Raw genomic sequence first — 24,304 nt, forward strand, 5'->3', positions numbered from 1 at the left:
CACAGATGCGGGATATTCGTTCCATGACGTTTCCAGAATTACAGGAAGTCGTGGAACAGATGGGCGAGAAATCTTTCAAAGCCGGTCAGATTTTTGACTGGCTGCATAAAAAGACGGTCTCCGGATACGATCGGATGACCAATGTATCGAAGGCGCTCCGGGAGAAACTGGCAGGGGAATATCCGCTGTATGAGCTGGAGACGGTGCAGGTGCAGACCTCGAAGATTGACGGTACAAAGAAATTCCTGTTTCGCCTTCAGGACGGACATGTGATAGAGAGTGTGTGGATGCAGTATCAGCATGGAAACTCCGTCTGTATCTCTTCTCAGGTCGGCTGCCGCATGGGCTGCAGGTTCTGCGCCTCCACGATCGGCGGACTTACCAGAAATCTGACAGCCGCAGAGATGCTCTTACAGATATACCGGATTCAGAACCTGACGAAGGAAAGAGTTTCCAACGTGGTCGTGATGGGGACAGGGGAGCCTTTTGACAATTACGGGGAACTGCTGAAGTTTTTGCATATCCTGACGGATGAGCGGGGGCTTCATATCAGTCAGCGGAACATTACGGTTTCGACGTGCGGGATCGTACCGAGGATATATGAACTGGCAGATGAAAAGCTTCAGATCACACTGGCCATATCTCTGCATGCCCCGAACGATGAGAAGAGAAAGGCACTGATGCCGGTCGCCAGCCGATATTCCATCCGGGAGCTGCTTGCTGCCTGCCGGTATTACTTTGAACAGACCGGCCGCCGGCTGACGTTTGAGTACAGTCTGGTGAGCGGAAATAATGACAGTCAGCAGGATGCCGATGAGCTGGCGGAGAAAATAAAAGGCCTGAACTGCCATGTGAATTTGATTCCGGTGAACCCGATCAGGGAACGCAGTTTTGTGCAATCTGACAAAAAAGATGTGGAGAAATTCAAAAATAAGCTTGAAAAATACGGAATTAATGTTACTATTAGAAGAGAAATGGGGCGAGATATTGACGGGGCCTGCGGCCAGCTGCGCAAAAGCTATCTTGATCAAAACTAAAAGGAGTGTGGGGAATGAAAGCATTTTCTGTTACAGATGTTGGGCAGGTTCGACAAATAAATCAGGACTACATATATACATCTGAACAGCCGATAGGAAATCTTCCGAATCTTTTTGTGGTGGCAGACGGGATGGGAGGACACAATGCAGGTGACTTTGCTTCCAGCTTTGCAGTGAAGGTGCTGGTGGAAGCAGTGAAGCAGGATATTAACTTCAATCCAATAAAAATCATCCGCAGTGCGATTGAAACTGCGAATGAACAGCTTTTGGATCAGGCTTCCAAAAATGAAGAACTCAAGGGCATGGGTACTACAATCGTTGCAGCAACTGTTGTGGGGCGATATGTTTATGTTGCAAATGTTGGGGACAGCCGGCTGTATGTGGCCGGTGATAAAATGGAACAGGTGACCAGAGATCATTCTCTGGTAGGGGAGATGATACGCATGGGCGAGCTCAGCCAGGAGCAGGCCCGTAATCATCCGGACCGCAATATCATCACCCGGGCTCTTGGGACCGGGCCGGATGTGGCAATTGATTTCTTTGACGTCAAGCTGGAGGATAATGCCAGGATTATCATGTGTTCCGACGGACTGTCCGGTATGCTTACCGACGATGAGATATTCGAAATACTGACTTCGTGCGGGGATGGGGAAGATCCCGCAAAAGCACTGATGCACAGGGCGAATGATAACGGCGGCAGAGATAATATTGCAGTCATTGTGGTTGAACCATTTAAAAAAGAGGTGAGAGAATGTTAAAAGAGGGAATGATTCTAGTAGAGCGTTACGAGATTATCAGCAAGATCGGCACCGGTGGAATGGCCGATGTCTATAAAGCGCGTGATCATAAGCTGAACAGACTCGTGGCGGTTAAAGTTCTGAAGCCGGAATTCCGGGATGACAAATCATTTGTTGCAAAGTTCAGGAAAGAGGCGCAGGCGGCAGCCGGCCTTGCACATCCGAATATTGTCAACGTATATGATGTCGGAGAGGATGAAGGCGTTAACTTTATCGTGATGGAGCTGGTGGAAGGCATTACGTTAAAGGATTATATAAAAAAGAAGGGTAAATTAAGCGTCAAAGAGGCGACCAGTATTGCGATTCAGGTTTCGCTGGGGCTGGAAGCTGCTCATAACAGCGACATTGTACACCGCGATGTCAAACCGCAGAATATCATTATTTCCACGGACGGAAAGGTAAAACTGTCCGATTTCGGCATTGCGAGGGCCGTATCTTCCAACACGATCACGTCGAATGTGATGGTTTCTGTGCATTACAGTTCTCCGGAACAGGTGCGCGGAGGATACAGCGATAAAAAAAGTGATATCTATTCACTGGGTGTCACAATGTATGAGATGGTTACGGGGCGGGTACCGTTCGACGGAGATACGTCTGTTGCGATTGCCATCAAGCATCTGCAGGAGGAAATGGTGCCGCCGTCAAAATATACGCCGGATCTGCCGTTCAGCCTGGAACAGATCATCTTAAAATGTACACAGAAGAGTGTCGACCGCAGATACAACAACCTGTCGGAAGTGATCGAAGATCTGAAGCACTCGCTGGTTGACCCGAACGGGACCTTTGTACAGCTGGCGCCGCTCTCGAGCCACGCACAGACTGTACGCATTTCACAGGAAGAGCTGGATGCGATCAAAGAAGGAAAGACAGAGGCACAGGATAAGCCGTACCAGGAACAGCCGGTCATCTATGACGATGATGATGAAGATGAGTACGAGGATGACGACGAGGATGACGAGGGCGGCATCAGCAGCAAGCTTGAAAAAGCGATGACCATCGGCGGATTTATCATCGGCGCGATCATCATCTGCATCCTGATCTATTTTATCGGAACCGCTGCGGGTATCTTTAAATTCGGTTCTGACAAGAAGAAAGAACCGCAGCAGATTGAAGAGAATCAGGACAATCAGGATGATGAGACGTCTGACGATGAGGACATGGTAGAAGTGCCGGAGCTGCGGGGAAAGACCGTGGCAGAGGCGGAAGAAGCACTCAAGGATACGGGAATCGGCCTCAAAAAAGTAGCGGAGGAACCATCCGATGAATATGCGAAAGGTCAGATAATGCGTCAGAGTGAAGCGGCAGGTTCCAAAGTTCAGAAACATACAACGATAGAATATACCCTGAGTACGGGAAGCGCTCAGCTTACAGTACCGAATATTGTCGGGCAGCCTCAGGCGGATGCAGAAGCGGCCCTCCGTGATATGGGTCTTGAGACGAGTGTACAGCAGGATTACAGTGCGGATGTTGCGATTGGCAGCGTCATCTCTGTCAGTCCGGATGTAGGAACATCGGTGAATGTCGGTGATACCGTAACTTTGGTTGTCAGCAAGGGAGCATCGGATGTGGAAGTAACAGTACCAAGTGTCAGAGGAATCTCTGAGGAAGACGCAAAGGCAACACTTGAGAATCTTGGACTGATCGTGACGGTCGAGACGGGAACGAGCAGCTCCGTGGGCGAAGGTGAGGTTTATGAGCAGAGCATCTCATCGGGCACCAGAGTGAACAGCGGAACTGAGATCACGATCAGCGTGAACCGGGCAGATGCCACGAACAATACGCCGCTGCAGAACGATTCGCCGGACGGCAGTGATTCACAGGCAGGCACATACAGCGGAACATGGGCTTGCAGCAAACGCCTGGGTGAGCCGAGCAACTACTCCGGCGGAGCAGTAAAACTGGAACTTGTACAGAATGTTAACGGTGAGACTGTGACGACACCGATCGTTGAGGGTGCCACGATCTCCTTCCCGTATAATGTGGAGATCACAGGTGCCGACGGTGTGGACACCGGGACAGTCTACCTCTATGAACTGGTGGATGGCGATTACGTTCAGCGGGCACAGTATACCGTTCCGTTTACCGAGTCATAATACGTATGATACGTGGAAGGATAATGAAAGGAATTGCCGGCTTCTACTATGTTTCCGTAGCGGGAGCCGGGGTCTATGAGTGCAGGCCGAAAGGCATATTCAGGAAAGAAAAAATCAAACCGCTGGTCGGGGATGAGGTTGAGGTTGAAGTGCTGGAAGAATCTGAAAAGACCGGTACCATCGTCGGGATTCATCCGCGCAAAAACGAGCTGATTCGTCCGGCGGCCGCAAACATTGACCAGGCCATGGTGATTTTCGCGATCGAGAACCCAAGGCCCAGTTTTTCTTTGCTGGATCGTTTTCTGATCATGATGGAATGCCAGGGGATCCGGACGACCATCTGCTTTAATAAAAAAGAGATGGCAACAGAGGAGGAACTCCGTCTGCTCTATGAGACATATGCGTCCTGCGGATACCGGGTCATTCTTACGAGTGCACGCCTGGAGGAAGGGATCGAGGAGATACGGGAGGTACTTGGAGGGAAGACCACGGTCATTGCCGGCCCTTCGGGGGTGGGAAAATCATCGATTACCAATCTTCTTCAGAAAGAAGTGTATATGGAGACTGGTGAGATCAGCCGCAAGCTAAGGCGCGGACGCCACACGACCCGCCATGCCCAGCTGATTCAGATTGACACAGACACGTATCTGATGGATACACCGGGTTTCAGCGCACTGACAGTGGAAGATATGGATAAGGAAGAACTGAAAGAGTATTTCATGGAATTTCGTCCGTATGAGGAGGCCTGCAGATTTCAGGGCTGTGTGCATATCTCAGAACCGGATTGCGCGGTACGCCGTGCAGTGGAAGAGAAAAAGATCAGCTCCATACGATATGCGGATTACAGGGAGCTGTTTGAGGAACTAAAAGAAAGGGAAAAGAGGAGGTATTAAGTATGTATCAACTGTCACCATCTATGCTGTCGGCAGACTTTAACCGTCTGGGAGAACAGCTGAAAATGATTGAGGATTCGGGAGTGAAGTGGCTGCATATCGATGTGATGGACGGGGATTTTGTTCCGAGCATCTCGTTTGGTATGCCGGTGATTGCGTCCATTCGCAAAGAGAGCGGACTGTTTTTCGATGTGCACCTTATGGTTTCCAATCCAGACCGCTACATCGATGACTTCGCAAAAGCAGGCGCCGATATGATCACGGTACATGCAGAGGCGTGCAGACATCTGGAAGGATGTATCTCAGATATCCATAAGGCAGGCTGCAAAGCAGGCGTTGCGCTCAATCCGGCGACACCGCTGTGCCAGCTGGAATATGTGCTGCATAAACTGGATATGGTGCTTCTGATGACCGTAAACCCGGGTTTCGGCGGACAGTCCTATATCGAAAAATCCACAGATAAGATCAAAGATCTGAAGGAAATGATCCAATCTCGGGGACTGGAAACGGATATTCAGGTCGACGGAGGCGTAAACAGCAAGACGATCGACAAGGTGCTGGAAGCAGGTGCAAATATTATTGTTGCAGGTTCTGCAGTGTTCGGCGGAGATATCCGGGCAAATATCGAAAACTTCCAGGAAGCATTTAAACGATATGAATAGGAAACAGGGAAGCAAAAAGTGAACACATTGATTATCAGCGGGGGCAATATCAATTCTGATCTTGCCCTTGATTTTATGGAAAAACAAAAACCGGATTACATCATAGCGGCAGACAGAGGACTTCTGTTTGCGTGGGAGCACAGGATCAGTCCGGATTATATTGTGGGGGATTTTGACAGTGTCCCGGCGGAAGTGATCCGGGAATACCGTGCACATAACAGGATTCCCATAAGGGAATACAATCCAGTAAAGGATGCAACAGATACCCAGATCGCACTGGAGAAGGCGATTACACACGGGAGCAGTCAGATATGGCTGCTTGGGGCTACCGGGACGAGACTGGACCATACGCTTGGGAATATCTATTCCCTGAAGCCTGCACTGGAGGCGGGGATACCGGCATATATCCTGGATGAACACAACAGGATCTCTCTGATCCGCGGCGAGGTCCGGCTGAAAAGAGAAGAGCAGTATGGAGCATACGTTTCGTTTCTCCCGCTGGGAGAAAAGACGGAGGGACTTACACTGCGTGGATTCAAATACCCGCTGACAGATCACACGCTGAAAAATGACAGCGGGCTGGGTGTGAGCAACGAGATCACAGCGGATGATGCTTATGTATCCATGAAAACGGGTATCCTGATCATGATCCAGTCACGCGATTGAGATTAGCGGGATATTTACACCGGATGGTATCTGTGATAAAATCTACAGAATTATGATAAACTGAAATATAGGAGATAACTACAATGAAATTAGGAATTGTCGGACTTCCCAATGTGGGGAAAAGTACACTGTTTAATTCACTGACTAAGGCGGGCGCAGAATCTGCGAATTATCCGTTCTGCACCATAGATCCGAATGTGGGAATCGTTCCGGTACCGGATGACAGACTGAAATTGCTCGGAGACTTTTACCAGTCTAAAAAGGTGACGCCGGCAGTCATTGAGTTTGTGGACATAGCGGGGCTTGTAAAAGGCGCATCCAAGGGAGAAGGGCTCGGCAACCAGTTCCTCGCCAATATCCGGGAAGTCGATGCGATCGTTCACGTCGTGCGCTGTTTTGAGGATTCCAACGTTGTTCATGTGGACGGGACGATCGATCCTCTGCGTGACATTGAGACGATTGAACTTGAGCTCGTGTTTTCCGACCTAGAAATACTGGAACGCCGTGAAGCAAAGACCGCGAAATCAGCCAGAAATGACAAGAATGCTGCGAAAGAACTGGTGACGATTGCGAAACTGAAAACACATCTGGAATCGGGAAAACCGGTCAAGACAATGGAAGCTGCGGATGATGAGGAGCAGGCGCTGATCAGTTCTTACAATCTGCTGACCCAGAAACCTGTGATCTTTGCAGCAAATGTTGCCGAGGATGATCTGGCAGATGACGGTGCGTCCAATCCGTATGTTCAGCAGGTCAGAGAGTTTGCCGCTCAAGAGGGCAGTGAAGTTTTCGTGATCTGTGCACAGATCGAGCAGGAGATCGCCGAGCTTGAGGAAGAGGAGAAAAAGATGTTTCTCGAAGATCTGGGTTTGAAGGAATCCGGCCTGGAGAAACTGATCAGGGCGAGCTACCGCCTCCTGGGACTGCTCAGCTATCTCACATCCGGCGAGGATGAAACCCGTGCCTGGACAATCAAACAGGGAACAAAGGCGCCGCAGGCGGCAGGAAAGATCCACACGGATTTTGAGCGCGGATTTATCAAGGCGGAGGTTGTCAATTATCAGGATCTTCTGGACTGCGGGTCATACGCAGGAGCCAGAGAAAAAGGACTGGTACGAATGGAAGGGAAAGAATACGTGGTAAAAGACGGAGACGTCATTTTATTCCGATTTAATGTATAAGAAGAAGGTGAACAGCAAATGGATACAGCGATCAACTTTCCGCATCTGGGAATTCATCTTGACAATGTGGGAAAAACGTTTCAGGTGTTTGGGATAGACATTGCATACTACGGTGTCATCGTTGTGACAGGGATGATGCTTGGGATGTTTGTGGTTTTGAGGGAGGCCAGACGCGTCGGCGAGAATACAGATTATTATTGGGACATGCTGATCATCGGTCTTGTGGCCGGTGTGGTCGGAGCCCGGATCTACTATGTGATATTTGCGTGGGACAATTATAAAGACAATCTGCTGGAAATTTTTAATACGAGACATGGGGGACTGGCGATTTACGGCGGTATCATCGGAGCGGCAGTTGCGGTTTTTATCTATTCCAGAGTAAAAAAGATGTCTTTTATGAGAATGGTGGACTGCATTGCGCCGGGACTTCTGCTGGGACAGATTATCGGCAGGTGGGGGAACTTCTTTAATCGGGAAGCATTCGGCGGATATACCGACAGTCTGCTGGCCATGCAGCTTCCGGTATCTGCGGTGAGAGAAAATGAGATCACGCAGCAGATGTGGGCGCATGTACAGACAGTGGGAGGCGTGGAGATGATTCAGGTTCATCCCACATTTCTGTATGAAGGAACCTGGAACCTTTGTATTCTGATTCTTTTGCTGATTTACAGGAAAAAGAAGAAGTTTGACGGAGAAGTTTTTCTGCTGTATCTTATGGGATACGGTCTGGGACGGGCATGGATCGAAGGACTGCGCACGGATCAGCTTCTGATACCCGGAGTGGGGATTCCGGTGTCTCAGGTTTTATCCGGTATCCTGGTGGTGGCGGCAGCAGCTTCCATTTTATGGAAACGTAAAAAATTAAGAAAAAATGCGGAAACACTAGATGTTGTGGATGAAAATAAAGAGTAGAGCATACCTTGTATAAAGGGGAGAAATCAGGCCGATTTCTCCTCTTTTTTTGTCGAAAAACCGCGGAAACTTCACAAAAAGTTCTTTAAAAAAGCATTATTTAAGTCTTGTTTTTTGGGGGGAAGTAGAGTAATATAAGAACATAAGTGGTGGCAAGTGGTAAAAGGTGGTGATGAATGGAGAGAATGTGGCAGTTCTCTCCAAAGCGCCGCCGGAAGTGCAGGGGAGAGATACACTTCCGACGAAAGAGGTTATTATTATGTTCATGGGAGAGTACAGTCATTCAATTGACACGAAGGGGAGATTAATCATACCGGCAAAGTTTCGTGAACTCCTGGGAGAGGAGTTTGTTTTGACGAAGGGTTTGGACGGATGTTTATCAATTTATCCCATGGACGAATGGAAAGCCTTTGAAGAGAAGCTGAAAGCTTTACCACTTACGAACAAAAATGCTAGAACCTTTTCACGTTTCTTTGTTGCGGGGGCAACAGTCTGTGAACTGGACAAGCAGGGGAGGATTCTCGTGCCGGCTACGCTGCGGGAATTTGCTGGTCTGGAAAAAGACGTAGTACTTACTGGAAATATCACCAGAATTGAAATCTGGAGCAAAACCAAATGGATGGAAAACAGCAGTTATGATGATATGGATGCCATTGCAGAAGGGATGCAGGATATGGGTATCGTAATCTAAGGGAAAAACACTGCACAGGAGAATCGAATTGGAGTTTAAGCATAAGTCAGTATTACTTCAGGAAACGATTGACAATCTAAAGGTAAAACCCGACGGGATTTATGTCGACGGTACGCTGGGAGGTGCCGGACATGCCCTGGAGGTATGCAAATTGTTGACTGCCACGGGGAGGTTTATCGGTATAGACCAGGATGCTGCTGCAATAGAGGCTGCGGCCGGCCGTCTGAGAGACTATCAGCAGATCACGACGATCATTCGCAGCAACTATTGCAGCATGGTCCGGGAAATACAAAACCTTGGTATCCGGGAAGTTGATGGTATTGTACTGGATCTTGGCGTGTCCTCATACCAGCTGGATACGAAAGAGCGAGGGTTCACATATCGGGAGGATGTGCCACTGGATATGCGTATGGACCAGCGCCAGGACAAAACAGCCAGAGATATCGTGAATGGCTACAGTGAAAAAGATCTGTATCGGATCATTCGCGATTACGGAGAAGACAAGTTTGCAAAAAATATTGCCAAACATATTGTAAAAGCAAGGCAGGAAGCACCGATTGACACGACAGGGGAGCTTGCGGAAGTGGTGAAAAGGGCCATTCCGATGAAAATACGGGCAGTCGGAGGACATCCTGCGAAACGTACCTTTCAGGCAATCCGCATTGAGCTGAACCAGGAACTCGATGTGCTGAGGGATTCCTTGGATGGTATGATTGATCTTTTGAGCGATGGAGGGAGAATCTGCATTATTACATTCCACTCACTGGAGGACCGGATTGTAAAGACGATTTTCAGAAGAAATGAAAATCCCTGTACATGTCCGTCCGATTTTCCGGTTTGTGTCTGCGGTAAGGTATCGAAGGGGAGGATTATTACACGCAGGCCCATATTGCCTTCAGAAGAAGAAATGGAAGTCAATAAACGTTCGAAAAGCGCGAAGCTTCGTGTGTTTGAAAGAAAGAAAACCTGAAAAAAGTCTTGACAGTCAGGAGATAATAAATGGCGAATTCATCAAGAAGGGTAAATTCAACGAGATCGGATTATTACAGAGGACAGTCATATATCAGCGGGAATACCGTGCGCAAACTGGATGAGATGCCGCAGCGGCATGAGCCGGGGCGAAGCCGGAAGGCACAGCCGTCAAGAGCCGGCAGGGCAGTCAGTGTGTCGACACAGAAGAACCGTATGAAGGCAACACAGATGAGCCGCGGTTATGTAATGTTTCTTGCACTCATCTCAGTTATCACGCTGTTTCTGTGTGTGTCATATCTTCAGAGGCGGGCAGAACTCACGTCACAGCTGCAGGCGATGGCCAGACAGGAGTCTGAGCTCAGTACGCTGAAGGCTGACAATGACGCGCTTTATAATACCGTTATGGCTTCCGTGGACTTGGAGAGTGTAAAAAACACAGCAATCAATAAGCTGGGCATGCAGTATCCGACAGAAGAACAGATCATGACGTATGATACGGCTGGAAACAGTTACGTGCGTCAGTATCAGGATGTGCCTGGCACGGAGTAGGTGAGACAGTGGCGAGAAGACCAAAAAGAACAAGAAAAACAAGGCGCGTTTACAAAGCGTTTACAGAACGAAAATTGAATAGCAGTATGAGGAAAAAGCTGGTATGGTCATTTGGGGCGGTCATACTGGCTTTAGTAGGTTTATCAATCAGAATCACATATATCAATGCTACCAGCGGCGAGCGCTACAAAAAGCAGGTACTTACGCAGTCACAGCAGCAGTATGACAGCCGTGTGATACCGTTTAAGCGTGGAGATATCCTGGACAAGAACGGCACGATCCTGGCGACGAGCGAAAAGGTATACAATGTGATCCTGGACTGCAAGGTTGTCAATTCCAACGAAAAATATCTGGAACCGACCATAAAGGCACTTGTAGAAGTTCTGGGACTCGATGAGGAGATGGTCCGTGCAAAACTGACCGATGAAGAGACAAAATCCAGTCAGTACCAGATTCTGAAAAAAGAACTTTCCATCACAGACAAAAAGGATTTTGAAGACTACTGTGATACGGAAGAAAAGGAAATGACCAAGGATGAGCTCACCGAGCGCCAGAATGTGAAAGGGGTATGGTTCGAAGAAGATTATCTGCGCACATACCCGTTGAATTCGCTTGCGTGTGACGTGATCGGATTCACCTATTCGGGAAACACGGCTGACTGGGGGATCGAGGGATATTATTCCAGTACGCTGAACGGGGTAAACGGCAGGCAGTACGGGTACTTTAATTCGGATGCCGACGTGGAACAGACAATTATTGAGCCGCAGAGCGGAAACAGTGTGGTTACAACGATTGACGTCAATATTCAGGAAACGGTGGAAAAATACATTAAGGATCTGATGGATGGGCTTGCAAATGGTCCGAACGGCGCAAAAGGCGCCAAAAATGTGGGCGTCGTGGTTGCCAATCCCAATACAGGAGAAATTCTGGCAATGGGCAGTTCGGATCCCTATGATCTCAATAATCCGAGGGATCTGACCCCATTCTATGCGCAGGAAGAGATTGACAAAATGTCAAATGAGACCATGCTGGATAACCTGAACGGCATCTGGAAAAACTACTGTATCAGCGATGCGTATGAGCCTGGCTCCACGGTGAAACCGATGTCTGTGGCGGCAGCTCTTGAGAGCGGGGACATCTCCTACGATGATACCTTTTACTGCGGGGGATATGAGGTGGTCGCCGGTGAGACGATCAAATGTTCCGTCTATCCCGGAGCCCATGAGACGCAGACCCTGTCGGAGGTAATGAAAAATTCCTGCAATTCAGCACTGATGCAAATGGCGGAGAAGATGGGCGTGGAGGATTTCATCCGCTATCAGAATGTCTTTAACTTTGGATTAAGGACAGGCATCGATCTGCCGGGCGAGGCATCCGGTATTACGCATACAACAGATACGATGGGGCAGACGGAACTTGCCACATCGTCTTTCGGGCAGGGATATACCTGCACGATGATTCAGGAGACGGCTGCCATCTGCTCTGTGATCAACGGGGGATATTATTATCAGCCGCATATCGTGAGCAAGGTTCTCAACAGCGATGGTGCAGTCATAAAAAACGTAGAACCTGTACTTATGAAACAGACCGTGTCTGAAGAAGTATCAGCTCATATCAGGGAATACATGGGTGCGGTTGTCGCAAGCAATGGTACCGGAAAATATGCCAAGGTGGATGGATACAGCATGGGAGGAAAGACCGGTACGGCTCAGAAGATTCCGCGGGGAAATGGCAAATATCTGATTTCGTATGTCGGCTTTGCACCGCTTGACGATCCGCAGGTGGTGATATACACCGTTGTGGACGAACCGAATGTAGAGATTCAGTCGATCAGCACTTATGCGCAGTATCTCGCACACAATATCATGTCGGAGATTCTGCCCTATATGAATATTTTTCCGGATGAAGGAACGGATGGGGAATCAGCTGACGATGGCATCTCACTCGAAGAGATCTTTGATATGGAAGGTGAGGACCGCACTTCAGAGGGTGTCTCCGATACTTCTGTTCCGGAGCCGCTGGAGGACGATGAAGATGTTGAAGGCGGAAATACACAGACGGACGACGGAGTTACCAATGAAGAGGCAGGACTGGAGAATTAACAGCGGAAAAATCCGACAGTTGACATATTGAGCCCAAGAAAATATAATGATAAAAAACACTATGATGCCGTTTTGGCTGATGCGGGCCGTTTGGGAACGTACAGGCCAGGAAGACGGGTGAGAATCCCGCACAGGAGCGCTGCTGTAATTACGGAGTGATTTTCCGGGAACGAAAAGTTCGGCCACTGAGAGTATTCGGGAAGGCGGAGAATCATGTTGATGTATAAGTCAGAACACACGGTATGATAAGGCGTACAGGACTCTTCGAATTCAGGAGGTACGGTAAAAGGATGATAGCGATCCCGTATTGAGAAGAAATCCTCAATACGGGATTTTTCTGATATAAGAGGAGGGAAAGTAAGTTTGAAAACCAATGAGAATCATTCACGCAGAGTAATGCTGCTGGGAATTTTCGCAGCCGCGGCGGTGGTTGTCTTTTTACTGAATATTGCACTCGGATCGGTGTCAATATCCATGAGTGAAATCCTGGGGATTTTTACCGGGAGTCCGGATGTGGCGGAGACAAACCGTGCGATTGTACAGAACATCAGGCTCCCGAGAACGCTCGCTACCGTCATTGGGGGAGCTGCCCTTGCCGCCGCAGGCGTACTGCTGCAGGTGTTTTTCAACAATCCGATCGTAGAACCGTATGTGCTGGGCATTTCATCGGGTTCCACACTGTTTGTCGGACTTGTGACGCTCGGAGGATTCAGCTTCGGGATGAAAAGCATACCTCCGATGGGAATGGTCGCAGGTGCATTTATCGGCGCAATGGCGGTCATGCTCTGTGTCATCTGGGCTTCCAGAAAAGTGAAAAGTATATCGACGCTGCTGATCATCGGGCTGATGGCAGGATTTGTCTGCAGTGCCGTGACCAGCATGCTCTCCGCGCTGGCCGATAAGGAGAAGGTGACGGGTTTCTATCGCTGGTCACTCGGAAGCTTTGCCGGAATTACATGGGAGCAGGTAGCCGTGCTTTATGTGGTCGGGATTCCGTTTCTGGCTGCAGCTCTCTTCATGGGTAAATCATTGAACAGTATGATGCTGGGGGAGCGCTATGCAAAATCGATGGGTGTGAGAATACAGCGTTTCCGCATTATGATTGTGTTCATTTCCAGTGTGCTGACAGCACTTGTAACTGCTTTTGCAGGACCGATTTCTTTTGTCGGACTTGCTGTCCCGCATATTGTACGCATGCTCCTTAAGACTTCCGATAACAGAGTTGTGCTGCCGGCTGTCTGCATCTGCGGGGCGCTGATGACAGGAATCTGCGATCTGGGTACCAGGCTGCTGCTCAGCCCGGTTGAACTTCCTTTGAGTGCGCTGACTTCGGTCGTAGGAGCGCCGCTGGTAGTATTCCTCCTGATCCGCCAGAAGGGTCAGGAACTATAGAAAGGCTGATATAAGATGAAGAATGAATTGATTGTAAATGCAGTTCAGGTGAATGCAGGCTATGAGAATAAGACTGTGGTGGAGGGAGTGAATCTGGAAGGATTGAAAGGACAGATGATCTGCCTCCTCGGTCCCAACGGGGCGGGCAAGAGCACTATTCTGCGTACGCTTTCAGGCCTGCTTGCGCCCGTCTCAGGGACCGTGCAGATTGGCGGGACAGATATCAGCAGCCTGCGGGAAAATGCACTCGCAAAAAAGCTGGCGGTGGTGCTGACGGAACAGTCCGCCCCTGCGCTGATGACGGTATATGAACTCGTCTCCATGGGACGCTATCCCCATACGAATTTCTGGGGAAAGCTGGAAAAGGAAGACTATGAGGTCATCAACGGGGCGTTTGAACAGGTGGGAGTAGAGCATCTGGCGGAGCGATATTACAGTGAGCTCAGCGACGGTGAAAAGCAGAAAGTGATGATCGCCCGGGCGCTTGTGCAGCAGCCGGAACTGATCATACTCGACGAGCCGACCAGCCATCTGGATATTCACCACAAAGTTGAAATCATACAGATTTTAAATAATCTCTGCCGTACGCTCGGGATTACCGCAATCCTTTCTCTGCATGATATTGACCTTGCTGCAAAAGGCTGCCAGACTCTGCTGATGGTCAAGGATGGAAAAGTGATCGCACAGGGTGCGCCGGAGGATGTGATCAGAAGCGGCACGCTGCAGGAACTGTACAATGTAAAGGGTGCCAGGTACAATGAATTGCTTGGAAGCGTGGAGCTGACCGGAAACTATGAGGAAGAAGTCTTTGTAGTTCCGGGCTGCGGTACTGCGATTCCGCTGTACAGGAGCCTGGAGAGGGGCGGATACGGAACTGCGAGCGGTGTGCTGCATGAGAACGATGTGGATGCCCAGATAGCGCGCGCGATCTGTACTCATGTTGTGCAGGAGGAGGCATTTGAACCGGTATCCGCGATTCATCTGAGACAGGCAGCCGAAAGAATGAAACACTGCCGTTTTGTGATCGATTCCGGTTTTCCATGCGGGTCCATGAACCGGAGGAATCTGGAGCTGATCACACAGGCTGTGATAAACGGCAGTACCGTGTTGTCCATGAGGGATCCAAAAGAGAGCAGCCGTCTGTTTTCGGCTGTATGCAAGGATCTGGTTTTCTGCAGCAGTATAGCTGAGGTACTGGAAAACCTGAAACATCAGAGTGCAGAAAAGCCATTCAGGAAATTTGCGTAGGTGAGGATATGAAACAGTTTGGATCAGACCAGATGATAAGCCTGCAAAGTGCCACAGTGATCCGTTTTGCAGGAAAACGGAGAGTACTGAGCACCGGTCCGCTGGGCGGAGGATTCAGCGAACATCTCACGGCGGCGTTTAATCTTGATATGAAAGAGGCGGACACCGGGGAGTGCCGGCTGCGTGCGGCCACGTATCCGGAACATATGGCGCTGGCGGCAGAAGAGCTTGGACTCAAAGCAGAATGCTCGACAGGGCTTGGGACGGCTGCCTCAATGGAACATACCGTGGTAAAAGTCAAAACCTACAGGGAGCTGACAGTTTCCGCACTGGTGACGGCGGGTGTTGATGTCAACGGCGGCCGCGCCGGCGATCCAGCTTCGTGGTATGAGACAGAAGGCGGATATGATGAAGTTTCGCCAGGCACGATCAACATTTTTCTGAATATCAATGCAGGACTGAGTGACAGCGCCATGCTGCAGGCACTGATGGTCTGTACCGAGGCAAAGGCGGCGGCGCTGCAGGAACTGCTGGCGCCCAGCCTTTATTCCGCGGGCATCGCCACCGGTTCGGGAACGGACGGAGCGGTGATCATCACAGAACCCGGAGCGGACATTGCATTTTCCGATGCCGGCAAGCACAGTAAACTGGGGGAACTGATCGGTCTCGCGGTGCTGGAGTCTGTGAAGGAGGCGCTGTTTCTGGAGACCGGTCTTTGTCCGGCACATCAGCATGCGGTGCTGAGGCGTCTGGGCAGATTTGGAGTGACGGAAAACTCTCTGTGGGGGGCTTATCAGCGCAGAGCCGGGGAGAGTGGGATGTCCCGGGAATCATTTGACAGAATCCTGCAGACAATCGACGATGAAGGGACCTGTGTGCTGTATACGTCTCTGTATGTGCATCTGGCAGATCAGCTGGACTGGGGAATGATAGAGCCAGGGGAAGCCTTTGAGACGGCACAGGAGCTGCTTGACAGGCTGGATATGGGTCTTTCGGGCAAGAAAGAAAAAAGAGCAGAGAACGGCGGAGAAAGTCTGATGGAACATTATGTGACAGGCATCATAGAAAAGATCAGCAGGATCTGGGAGGAGTTTAGATGAAAAAAGCAGGATATTTTGTACTTGCAGCGTTGTGTATGGCTGTTTTGATCACGGGCTGCGGGAAACAGGAAAAAAAGGAAGATGCCGTGCAGGAACAGACTGGCAAAGAAGATCCCTACACCTCTGATTTTTCGATCGAATATCTCGATGACGGTGTTAAGCTGGTGACGGATGCTGAAGGGCGAAAAATGTATCTGGTACCAAGGGAGGCTGAGATTCCCGGGGAAGCTGCAGACGAGATGGTGGTCCGTACCCCTGTGGAGCGTGTGGTGTATATGTCCACAACACAGGTCTGTATGCTGCAGGCGCTTGACAGTGAAGAAATCTGGAAGTCAATCACAGGAGTGGCCGGAGCCAGAGAGACCTGGACGATCGATGAGGTCGTACAGAGATTTGACGACGGACAGATCCGGGATGTCGGGGGAGATATGGGAGAACCCGACTATGAACTGATACAGAGCATGGATCCGGAACTTGTATTTGTCTATACGGGAAGCAATCCCCAGACCGGAGTGATTGAGAAGTTTGAGGAACTCGGGATACCATATGCCGTGGATAATGAATATATGGAGACGACTTATATGGGCAGGCTGGACTGGCTTCGATTTATTGCCGCCTTCTATAACGAAGATACAACGGGTGAGGCGGTGATACAGGAAGCCGCGGCAAGTATTGAACGGATGAAGGAGAAGATTGCCGGTGAGGACAGACCCACGGTATCTTACGGAAGCCTGTTTGACGGTGTAGTATACGTGGCGTCCGGTGAGGGCTGGATCGCCGATATGATCGAAGATGCCGGCGGCGATTATATTTTTAAAGATATAGAGGCAGCGGATACGCAGATATCACTGGAAGAATTCTATGCCCGGTCTGAGGATGCAGATATTCTGATCTATTCGACAACGCCGGATTTCACACCGGACATGGCGTCGGTACTGGCGGAAGCGCCTGTACTGGAGGATCTGAAAGCTGTTCAGGATGGAGCGGTCTGGCAGCTTGATAATTCCTTCTGGATGAGTGCCGACCAGCCGGATCAGGTGGCACAGGATCTTTCGGCAATGTTTCATCCGGATGTATTTCCGGATCGCGAACTCCGGTATTTTATTCCGTTCTCCTGAAAATACAAAAAAGATGTGTTAAAGCCTTCGGGTCCCCCATAAAGTGAAATAACGGGGTATCCGGAGGTTTTTGTGCGGAAGAATAAGACTTATAACAAGAAGAAAACAGTCATTGTATTTCTGGCATGTATTCTGATGCTTCTGGGGCTGGCCGGACGCCTGGTCTATCTGATGGTCGTGCGTTCCGATTACTATGCCCGCAAAGCGGATGAGCTGCATGAGCGCGAACGTGATATTAAAGCGGCGAGGGGCAAAATCATTGATTGCAAGGGGGTGGTACTCGCCGATAATCGCGCGGTGTGTACGATATCCGTGATTCACAGCCAGATCAAGGAAAAAGACAAAGTGATCAGCATGCTGGTGACGGAACTCGGATTAACGCAGGAAGAGGCCACAAAGCGCGTGGAGAAGGTAAGTTCCATTGAACGGATCAAGACGAATGTGCCGAAGGAAACCGGAGACAAGATCCGTGAATATAACCTGGCAGGGGTAAAAGTGGATGAAGATTTTAAACGGTTTTATCCGTATGACGAAGTCGCATCGCGCGTGCTCGGCTTTACGGGAGGTGACAACCAGGGAATCATCGGGCTGGAGGTGGCATATGATTCTGTTCTGGAAGGGATCAACGGCAAGATCCTGACGACCACGGATGCCAGAGGCGTGGAGGTGGATGAGATCGGTGAGAGCAGGGTGGAGGCTGTTGCCGGATACAATCTGCATATCAGCATGGACTATAATATTCAAAAGTACGTCCAGCAGGCGGCGCTTAAAGTCATGGAGGAAAAGGAGGCTGACCGTGTCTCGATCCTGCTGATGAATCCTCAGAACGGGGAGATCTATGCGATGGTAAATGTGCCTGAGTTTGATCTGAATGACCCGTTCACACTGCCTGAGGGCACCGATACGTCCGGAAAGAGTGAAGAACAGATACAGGACCTGCGCAATCAGATGTGGCGGAATGTATGCATCAACGATACGTATGAGCCGGGGTCCACGTTTAAGATCATCACGGCTTCGGCGGGACTGGAAGAGGGGGTCGTGACACTTGACGATACGTTCAGCTGCCCTGGGTTCAGAGTTGTGGAAGACAGGAGAATCCACTGTCACAAGCGTACGGGGCACGGGGCTGAGACATTTCTGCAGGCAGCTGAGAACTCCTGCAATCCCGTGTTTATCGATGTTGGGCTGCGTCTCGGTGTAGACAATTTCTATAAATACTTCAAACAGTTTGGACTTCTTGAAAAAACCGGAATTGACCTGCCGGGTGAGGCGGCGACAATCATGCATAAAAAAGAAAATGTAGGCTTGGTGGAGCTTGCGACGATCTCCTTCGGCCAGTCCTTCCAGATTACACCGATCCAGCTGGCGACGACGGCAAGTTCGCTTGTCAACGGAGGAACGCGGGTGACCCCGCATTTTGGCGTCGAGGTGCGGGATGACGACGGGGTACTGATCGAGAAACTGGAGTATAAGACGAAGGAACACATCGTGTCTGCTGAGACATCGGAGACAATGCGGTATATTCTTGAAAAAGTAGTATCGGAAGGATCGGGGAAAAATGCCTATATTGAAGGGTATACGATCGGCGGAAAGACGGCGACTTCCCAGACACTGCCCAGAAGTGCCAATATCTATATCTCCTCGTTTCTCGGGTTTGCGCCTGCAGAGAATCCCAGGGTTCTTGGGATCTGTATCATTCACAATCCGCAGGGCGTCTATTACGGCGGTACAATCGCGGCACCGGTTATGCGGGATATTTTTGAGAATGTGCTGCCTTACCTGAAAATAGAAAAACAAAGCGCCACAAAGGAGACCGGAGACAGCCAAAACAGTTGATTATTCTGTGAAAAGGCATTATACTGTTTGAGGATGCCGCCGGGCATCCGGAGTCAGATACCCCGCAGTATGCTGCCGGGTATTCGGCTCCCGCGGAGATAAACAAAAGAATGTAATGAGGTGGATTATGGATTTTAAAGCAGTCATTCCGGTAATAATTGCGTTTGTTGTCAGCGTGGTGCTGGCACCCGTCATCATTCCGTTTCTGAGAAAATTGAAAGTTGGACAGACGGAGCGGGAGGATGGCGTGAAGTCTCATTTAAAGAAGGCGGGTACTCCGACGATGGGGGGACTCATCTTTCTGATCGCGACAACAGTGACCTCACTGTTTTATGTCAGAGACTACCCCAATATTATTCCGATCCTATTTTTGACCCTGGGATTCGGGCTGATCGGGTTTCTGGATGATTATCTGAAAGTTGTTCTGCGGCGTTCTGACGGGCTTCTGCCGATGCAGAAGATGTTTTTACAGATTATCGTGACGGCTGTCTTTGCAGTATATATGATACTGTTTACGGATGTGAAACTGACGCTTCTCGTACCGTTTTCGGGCGGCAGCTACCTGGATATCGGATGGCTGGCCATTCCGCTGATGTTCCTTGCGGTGATCGGGACGGTGAACGGCGTCAATTTCACGGATGGACTGGACGGGCTGGCATCCAGCGTGACTGTAATGGTCGCAACATTCTTTACCGTCGTTGCGATCGGTAATCACAGCGGTATCGAACCGATCACCTGTGCCGTAGTGGGAGGCCTGCTCGGGTTTCTGCTCTTCAATGTATTTCCGGCGCGTGTTTTTATGGGGGATACGGGTTCACTTGCCCTGGGCGGGTTCGTGGCGGGGACGGCGTATATGCTTCAGATGCCGCTGTTTATTCTCATTGTAGGGCTGATCTATCTGGTGGAGGTGGCTTCTGTGATGATACAGGTTACCTATTTTAAAAAGACAGGCGGTAAGAGGATCTTCAAAATGGCGCCGATTCACCATCACTTTGAGCTCTGCGGATGGTCGGAAACCAGAGTGGTAGCAGTGTTCTCTATCATCACAGCGATTCTGTGTCTGATAGCGCTGCTTGCGATATAAAGGAGTATGAAAATGAAGTTAACAGGAAAAAGAGTGCTGGTATTTGGCTCCGGCATCAGTGGAATCGGAGCGGCTGATCTTCTGCACAGGGTACAGGCAGTGCCGGTGATCTATGATGGAAATGAAAATGCGTCCAGGGAGGATATTCTGGACAGGCTGGAACAGACGGAACAAACAGAGATCGTACTCGGTCAGCTGCCGGATGAAGTACTTGCCTCCGTTGAACTGGCTGTTCTGAGTCCGGGTGTTCCGACAGATATACCGGAAGTGATCCGGATCAGAGAAAACAAGATTCCGGTCTGGGGCGAAGTGGAACTGGCTTACCAGATGAGCAGAGGACGGGTACTTGCGATCACCGGTACGAACGGGAAGACGACGACAACAGCATTGACAGGAAAGATCATGGAGGATTATTTCCCGGAAGTCTATGTCGTGGGGAATATCGGGACACCATACACATCGGCGGCGCTTAAGATGACGGAAGATGCGGTGACGGTGGCTGAGATCAGCAGTTTTCAGCTGGAGACGATACAGGATTTTGCACCTCAGGTGAGCGCTGTCCTGAATATTACGGAAGATCATCTGAACCGCCATCATACGATGGAAGAGTACATAAGGGTCAAAGAACTGATTACGGCGAACCAGGGGAAAAATGATGTCTGTGTCCTCAACTATGAAGATGAAATTCTCCGGCCGTTCGGAGAGGAACTGAAGGAACGGATGCAGGTGGTATTCTTTTCGAGTCTCAGGGAACTGGAGCAGGGGATTTTCCTGAAGGACGGAGGGATCGTGTTCCGCAGGGGGAATGATGAGGTCATGGTCACGAAGGTCAGAGACCTGAAACTACCGGGGCGTCACAACCATGAGAATGTGATGGCTGCGGCTGCGATCGCATTATACGCCGGGGTTCCAATCGAGAGTATACGAAATACGATTCAAAATTTTAAAGCGGTGGAACACAGGATCGAGTACGTGACCGAAAAAAACGGTGTCGTCTACTACAATGACTCCAAGGGTACGAATCCGGATGCAGCCATAAAAGGGATACAGGCGATGGAACGTCCGACTCTGCTGATCGGCGGCGGGTATGACAAACAGTCGGAATACACGGAATGGATTCAATCCTTTGATGGGAAAGTGCGGTATCTGGTCCTGATCGGACAGACGCGGGAAAAGATAGAGCGGGAAGCGCATGCGTGCGGTTTTACCAGTACCATTCTGGCGGACTCACTGGAAGAAGCGGTGAAAATCTGTGCGGAGAAGGCAAATCCGGGAGATGCAGTGCTGCTCTCGCCGGCATGTGCGAGCTGGGGACAGTTTGATAATTATGAGCAGCGCGGAGACATGTTCAAGAAATACGTATATGAGCTGTAGTCTGCTGCGGCATGTCCGAAAAGCTGCAGGCAGCAGGCTTGTCATTGACAGGGGCGGACCAATTCATATCAGAATTGGCCTGTCCCTGTATTATATTTTCACAGAATCATTCATAGAATGAGAGAAAAAGATAAAGCGGTGGCCGATGGAAGGTAATAAAAAGAAAAAGCTGGATGCTACGCTGCTGGTGCTTGTTATACTGCTCGTACTGACAGGCCTGGTGCTGCTCTACAGCACGAGCACGTACAACGGACGCGTCAAATTTCATGATCCCGCGTATTACTTTAAAAAGCAGTTGTTTGCGACGGCGCTCGGGTTTCTTGTACTTTATGTGGTGGCAGGAATTGACTATCATATCGTTGCACGGTTCGCAACACCGCTTTACCTGATCTCAATATTGCTGTCACTGGCAGTTCTGCTGTTCGGAGATGAATACAACGGTTCGAAACGGTGGCTGTCGCTGGGACCTCTTTCGTTTCAGCCGTCTGAGTTCGCGAAAGTAGCCGTGATTCTGTTTCTGGCGTACCACATCAGTAAATATAAAGGAAAGATGACCAGTATCTGGTTTATGGCGAGCGTCATGCTGGCTGTCCTTCCGATTGTGGGGCTGGTCGGGACCAATAACCTGAGTACCGCGATCATCATTCTGGGAATCGGGGTCATTCTCATCTTTGTATCAAATCCAAAATATATGCAGTTTATCGGCATCGGAGGGGCAGGAATCGCCTTTATCACTGTGTTTCTGAGTCTGGAGAGTTACCGTCTGGAACGTCTGGCCGTCTGGAGGGATCCGGAGAGCTATGATAAGGGGTTCCAGACAATCCAGGGTCTCTATGCGATCGGGAGCGGGGGAATCTTCGGAAAGGGACTGGGAAGCAGTCTGCAGAAGCTGGGTTTCGTGCCTGAGGCGCAGAATGATATGATATTTTCCATTATCTGTGAGGAGACCGGGCTGATCGGAGCAATACTTCTGATGCTGATCTTTGGTTTTCTGATCTGGCGGCTGATGGTGATCGCCACCCATGCGCCGGATCTGCTGGGATCACTGATAGCCTCCGGAATCATGGGGCATATGGCAATTCAGGTTATTTTAAATATCGCCGTGGTGACAAACACGATTCCCAATACTGGAATCACACTGCCTTTTGTCAGCTACGGGGGGACCTCGGTGTTGTTTCTGCTGGGGGAGATGGGGCTTGCGCTCGCCGTGAGCCGTTACGAAAAACAGGAATTTCTGTAACCAATCGGAGGCGGACTGAATACAATAATTTATAACTGAAATGGGGAGTGTGCCGATTGCAGAGTATTCGAATTGAAGGAGGAAGCGCTCTTTCCGGTTTTGTATACATACAGGGATCCAAAAACGCGGCACTGCCGGTCATGGCGGCCGCGCTTCTGCATCAGGGAATTACAACGCTTTATAATTGTCCAAAAATCACAGATGTACTGTGCATGGAAGCGATCTTAAAAGAACTCGGTGCCGTGACGGCCTGGGATGGAAATACACTGATGCTCGACTGTACAAACATTGATAAAACGTACGTGCCCTCAGAATATGCCAACCGAATGAGATCTTCCATTGTGCTGATGGGCAGTATGCTGGGGCGTACCGGATGCATCAAAATCTCATATCCGGGAGGGTGTACGATCGGGAAACGGCCGATTGACCTGCATCTGAAACTGCTGCAGGAGATGGGGGCCAGAATTGAGGAAAACGAAGGGATACTGCATGCAGTCTGTGCAAAGATCCATCCGGTTGATATGACTTTTTCCAAATCCAGCGTCGGGGCTACGGAAAATGCAATTCTGGCGGCAGTGCTGGCAGATGGTGTCAGCGTGTTCAGAAACTGTGCACGTGAGCCTGAGATCCTGCATCTCTGCAATTTTTTAAATGCCATGGGTGCGGACATTCGGGGCGGCGGGACAGATATGCTGACTGTGTCCGGAGGGAAACAGCTGCATGATGTAAAGTACCGGATCCCGCCTGACCGTATCGCCGCAGGCACGTACCTGTTTGCAGGCGCAGCCACACGCGGAGAGGTGACGCTTGAAAATGCACCGATCAGGGAACTTACCTCAATCCTGTCCGTCTATGAGAAAATGGGTGGACAATATCATCTGAACAGTGGTAAACTAGTAACGGACAGTCGGCAGATCCGTTTTCCGGTGCCGTTTATAGAGACCGCGGGCTATCCGGGATTTCCGACCGATATGCAGTCACTGCTGATGAGCGTGCTTGCAACGATACCGGGAAACAGCCTGATCAGGGAACAGATATTTGAAGAACGGTTTAAGATTGTAACACTCTTAAACCGAATGGGGGCGCATATACTGATAGACGGCAGGGATGCGCTGATTTTCGGGGGCAGAAAACTATATGGGCAGCACGTATTTGCTGAAGAACTGAGAGGCGGTGCCGCCCTCGTACTGGCGGGACTTTCGGCTTCAGGGGTGACGGTCATTGAGAATCCTCATTTTATAGAACGGGGATATGAAAATCTGTGCCAAAACCTGGCGGCGCTTGGGGGAAAGATTGAATTAACAGGGGAATAAGGATTATACGGATGAATACTCCACGCTATAGAAGAAAAATAGGA

21 protein-coding genes and 1 riboswitch are annotated in these 24,304 nt (G+C 49.9%); all 21 genes read left to right on the top strand.

The genetic code is table 11. The features are described from left to right. Positions 1 to 5: 5 nt before the first annotated feature. Positions 6 to 1,037 (top strand): 23S rRNA (adenine(2503)-C(2))-methyltransferase RlmN, encoded by a 1,032-nt coding sequence (gene rlmN / locus NQ502_RS14020; protein ID WP_028528809.1) that lies wholly within the window; start codon positions 6 to 8, stop codon positions 1,035 to 1,037. Between the two features lie 14 nt (positions 1,038 to 1,051). Next, positions 1,052 to 1,795, top strand: a complete 744-nt coding sequence (locus tag NQ502_RS14025) for a Stp1/IreP family PP2C-type Ser/Thr phosphatase (protein WP_028528810.1) — start codon at positions 1,052 to 1,054, stop codon at positions 1,793 to 1,795. Then, entirely contained in the window at positions 1,789 to 3,927 is a 2,139-nt protein-coding gene (gene pknB / locus NQ502_RS14030) for a Stk1 family PASTA domain-containing Ser/Thr kinase (RefSeq protein ID WP_028528811.1), read from the top strand. The genes NQ502_RS14025 and pknB overlap by 7 nt, the downstream gene beginning before the upstream one ends. A 23-nt stretch (positions 3,928 to 3,950) precedes the next feature. Continuing rightward, positions 3,951 to 4,820: a ribosome small subunit-dependent GTPase A gene (rsgA, locus tag NQ502_RS14035; protein WP_407691144.1), complete on the top strand. Its 870-nt coding sequence runs from the start codon at positions 3,951 to 3,953 to the stop codon at positions 4,818 to 4,820. Positions 4,821 to 4,822: 2 nt separating this feature from the next. Beyond that, entirely contained in the window at positions 4,823 to 5,482 is a 660-nt protein-coding gene (rpe, locus tag NQ502_RS14040) for a ribulose-phosphate 3-epimerase (protein ID WP_028528813.1), read from the top strand. An 18-nt stretch (positions 5,483 to 5,500) separates the two neighbouring features. Next, positions 5,501 to 6,148 carry a thiamine diphosphokinase gene (locus NQ502_RS14045; protein ID WP_028528814.1) on the top strand — a complete coding sequence of 216 codons (648 nt, stop codon included), beginning with the start codon at positions 5,501 to 5,503 and terminating at the stop codon, positions 6,146 to 6,148. 83 nt (positions 6,149 to 6,231) lie between these two features. After that, positions 6,232 to 7,329 carry a redox-regulated ATPase YchF gene (ychF, locus tag NQ502_RS14050; RefSeq protein WP_028528815.1) on the top strand — a complete coding sequence of 366 codons (1,098 nt, stop codon included), beginning with the start codon at positions 6,232 to 6,234 and terminating at the stop codon, positions 7,327 to 7,329. An 18-nt stretch (positions 7,330 to 7,347) separates the two neighbouring features. Then, on the top strand, positions 7,348 to 8,241 hold the full coding sequence (gene lgt / locus NQ502_RS14055) for a prolipoprotein diacylglyceryl transferase (RefSeq protein ID WP_028528816.1): 894 nt from the start codon (positions 7,348 to 7,350) through the stop codon (positions 8,239 to 8,241). Between the two features lie 259 nt (positions 8,242 to 8,500). Then, complete coding sequence (gene mraZ, locus NQ502_RS14060) at positions 8,501 to 8,932, top strand: division/cell wall cluster transcriptional repressor MraZ (RefSeq protein WP_028528817.1); 432 nt, start codon at positions 8,501 to 8,503, stop codon at positions 8,930 to 8,932. Positions 8,933 to 8,960: 28 nt separating this feature from the next. Beyond that, positions 8,961 to 9,902, top strand: a complete 942-nt coding sequence (gene rsmH, locus NQ502_RS14065; RefSeq protein ID WP_028528818.1) for a 16S rRNA (cytosine(1402)-N(4))-methyltransferase RsmH — start codon at positions 8,961 to 8,963, stop codon at positions 9,900 to 9,902. Between the two features lie 29 nt (positions 9,903 to 9,931). Further along, on the top strand, positions 9,932 to 10,453 hold the full coding sequence (locus NQ502_RS14070; protein WP_028528819.1) for a hypothetical protein: 522 nt from the start codon (positions 9,932 to 9,934) through the stop codon (positions 10,451 to 10,453). Between the two features lie 86 nt (positions 10,454 to 10,539). Further along, positions 10,540 to 12,555, top strand: coding sequence for a peptidoglycan D,D-transpeptidase FtsI family protein (locus NQ502_RS14075; protein ID WP_028528820.1), 2,016 nt, complete (start codon positions 10,540 to 10,542; stop codon positions 12,553 to 12,555). Between the two features lie 108 nt (positions 12,556 to 12,663). After that, positions 12,664 to 12,792: riboswitch (cobalamin riboswitch) on the top strand. 126 nt (positions 12,793 to 12,918) lie between these two features. Next, on the top strand, positions 12,919 to 13,947 hold the full coding sequence (locus NQ502_RS14080; protein WP_028528821.1) for a FecCD family ABC transporter permease: 1,029 nt from the start codon (positions 12,919 to 12,921) through the stop codon (positions 13,945 to 13,947). Between the two features lie 15 nt (positions 13,948 to 13,962). Continuing rightward, a complete protein-coding gene (locus tag NQ502_RS14085) occupies positions 13,963 to 15,195 on the top strand; it encodes an ABC transporter ATP-binding protein (protein ID WP_049898169.1) in 1,233 nt (410 codons plus the stop codon). Between the two features lie 8 nt (positions 15,196 to 15,203). Further along, positions 15,204 to 16,295: an adenosylcobinamide amidohydrolase gene (locus NQ502_RS14090; RefSeq protein WP_044983289.1), complete on the top strand. Its 1,092-nt coding sequence runs from the start codon at positions 15,204 to 15,206 to the stop codon at positions 16,293 to 16,295. Next, complete coding sequence (locus NQ502_RS14095) at positions 16,292 to 17,413, top strand: ABC transporter substrate-binding protein (protein WP_028528822.1); 1,122 nt, start codon at positions 16,292 to 16,294, stop codon at positions 17,411 to 17,413. Before NQ502_RS14090 ends, NQ502_RS14095 begins: the two co-directional genes overlap by 4 nt. A 171-nt stretch (positions 17,414 to 17,584) precedes the next feature. Beyond that, positions 17,585 to 19,249, top strand: coding sequence for a peptidoglycan D,D-transpeptidase FtsI family protein (locus NQ502_RS14100; RefSeq protein WP_407691161.1), 1,665 nt, complete (start codon positions 17,585 to 17,587; stop codon positions 19,247 to 19,249). 127 nt (positions 19,250 to 19,376) lie between these two features. Beyond that, the gene (gene mraY / locus NQ502_RS14105; RefSeq protein WP_028528824.1) at positions 19,377 to 20,333 is read left to right on the top strand and encodes a phospho-N-acetylmuramoyl-pentapeptide-transferase; all 957 of its coding nucleotides are present in this window, start codon (positions 19,377 to 19,379) and stop codon (positions 20,331 to 20,333) included. 12 nt (positions 20,334 to 20,345) lie between these two features. After that, positions 20,346 to 21,707: a UDP-N-acetylmuramoyl-L-alanine--D-glutamate ligase gene (murD, locus tag NQ502_RS14110; RefSeq protein WP_028528825.1), complete on the top strand. Its 1,362-nt coding sequence runs from the start codon at positions 20,346 to 20,348 to the stop codon at positions 21,705 to 21,707. 145 nt (positions 21,708 to 21,852) lie between these two features. Then, positions 21,853 to 22,947: an FtsW/RodA/SpoVE family cell cycle protein gene (locus NQ502_RS14115; RefSeq protein ID WP_028528826.1), complete on the top strand. Its 1,095-nt coding sequence runs from the start codon at positions 21,853 to 21,855 to the stop codon at positions 22,945 to 22,947. Positions 22,948 to 22,994: 47 nt separating this feature from the next. Beyond that, positions 22,995 to 24,260 (top strand): UDP-N-acetylglucosamine 1-carboxyvinyltransferase, encoded by a 1,266-nt coding sequence (murA, locus tag NQ502_RS14120; RefSeq protein WP_327240948.1) that lies wholly within the window; start codon positions 22,995 to 22,997, stop codon positions 24,258 to 24,260. The last annotated feature ends 44 nt before the right edge of the window (positions 24,261 to 24,304 follow it).

Origin of the sequence: Ruminococcus gauvreauii (genome assembly GCF_025151995.1) — a bacterium.
GTDB lineage: Bacteria > Bacillota > Clostridia > Lachnospirales > Lachnospiraceae > Ruminococcus_G > Ruminococcus_G gauvreauii.